General features: G+C 65.8%; 1 protein-coding gene. It reads left to right on the top strand.

Features of this window, described 5'->3' with window-relative positions:
• Positions 1-82 precede the first annotated feature (82 nt).
• Positions 83-1,456, top strand: coding sequence for an IS701 family transposase (locus tag FM051_RS49920; protein ID WP_202919542.1), 1,374 nt, complete (start codon positions 83-85; stop codon positions 1,454-1,456).
• The last annotated feature ends 80 nt before the right edge of the window (positions 1,457-1,536 follow it).

Here is a 1,536-nt window from a genome sequence, read left to right as displayed (position 1 = left end):
CGGTAGTTTGTTAACTTGGTAGACTGATCGGTTGTGGTGTTGTTGTGCCAGCAGGTCGATCGACTGGGCAGGTGAGGTACTGATGGCGCGAGTGGCGTGCCCGGTGGCCGCGGGTCCGTTGGAGGACTACGCGGTCCGGTTCGACGAGCTGTTCTCCCGCCTGGCGCAGCGGCGGGGGTTCCGCGAGTATCTGACCGGGCTGTTGACGCCGCGTGACCGGAACAAGACACTGACCGGCCTGGCCGGGGCGGAGCCGGTGACGGGTGCGCAGCACGCTGCCGTGCAACGATTGCAGTACTTCCTGTCAGAGTCCACCTGGGATAGCGAGAAGATCAACGACCGGCGGCTGGAGTTGCTGCTGTCCGATCCGGCCACCGCACCGCACTCTGCCGGCGTGCTGGTCATCGACGATTCCGGTGACCGCAAGGACGGCAGCGCGACGGCACATGTCGGGCGGCAGTGGCTGGGCCGCTATGGCAAGACCGACAACGGCATCGTCACGGTGACCACGGTGTGGGCCGACGAGCACGTCTACTATCCGCTGCACGCCGAGCCTTACACTCCGGCGTCGCATTTCCCCAAGGGCCGCAACGATTCCGACTTTCGTACCAAGTTGCGGATCGCAGCGGATCTGGTGACCAAGGCCCAGGAGGCCGGGGTGGTGTGCCGGGCGGTGGTGGCCGACTGCTTCTACGGTGATCACGACGACCTGCGCGCCGAACTGCGGCAGGGTGGTTGGGGCTTTGTCGTGGCGCTCAAGCCCTCGCGGGGCACCTGGCAGTACCAGGCCGAGGCGTACACACCCAAGGACGCGGCAGCCGTGGTGGGTTGGAACGGTCCCGATGATCCTGGCGGCTGGAGCAGGGTGCGGCGGGTGTTCCGGGATGGGCACACCGAAACCTGGTGGGCCGCTGATGCCTCGCTGGGCTGGTGGGGACCCGATGGGCACACCCGGCTGGTGGTGGCCACCACTGATCCGGAAACGTTGCCGGACAAGGCCACCTGGTACCTGGCCACCAACCTGCCGAGGCCCGGTGGTGCGCACGATGGGCCCGACAATCCGCATGAGGCTGCCGATCTGACCGAAGTGGTGCGGCTGTACGGCATCCGGCACTGGATCGAGCAAAGCTACAAGCAGGTCAAAGACGAGTTGGGGTGGGCTGACTTCCAGGTTCGTTCCGCCACCGCGATCCGCCGCCATCAGACGTTGGTCAACTGCGCGTTCTCGTTCTGCTGGGCCACATGGTTCGACCGACTGTCTACACGCGACAGACTGGATGCGTCGTCTTCGGGGTCGTCTGCCGACGACTCCGGAGAGAGGGGGCTCCCCGTCTCTCCAGCCGGCGCGACTGTCCTGTTGGCCCAAGGCCTTACGCGCCGTCCGGGCCTGGCTGACCCCATGGCTACTGCTGCGGCGCTGGTGGAGGGCGTGGTCGGACAAGCCCCCGCCCGATGACCTGCAACAACTACTCGACACCCTTGCGCAAGGACAGGGCATCAACCTCTACCTGCCTCCGTGAAGTTAACAAACTACCG

Origin of the sequence: Saccharothrix deserti (assembly GCF_009769385.1) — a bacterium.
Lineage (GTDB): Bacteria > Actinomycetota > Actinomycetes > Mycobacteriales > Pseudonocardiaceae > Actinosynnema > Actinosynnema deserti.
Note: the sequence above shows the minus strand (reverse complement) of the source record. Positions and strands in the feature narration are given on the sequence as shown.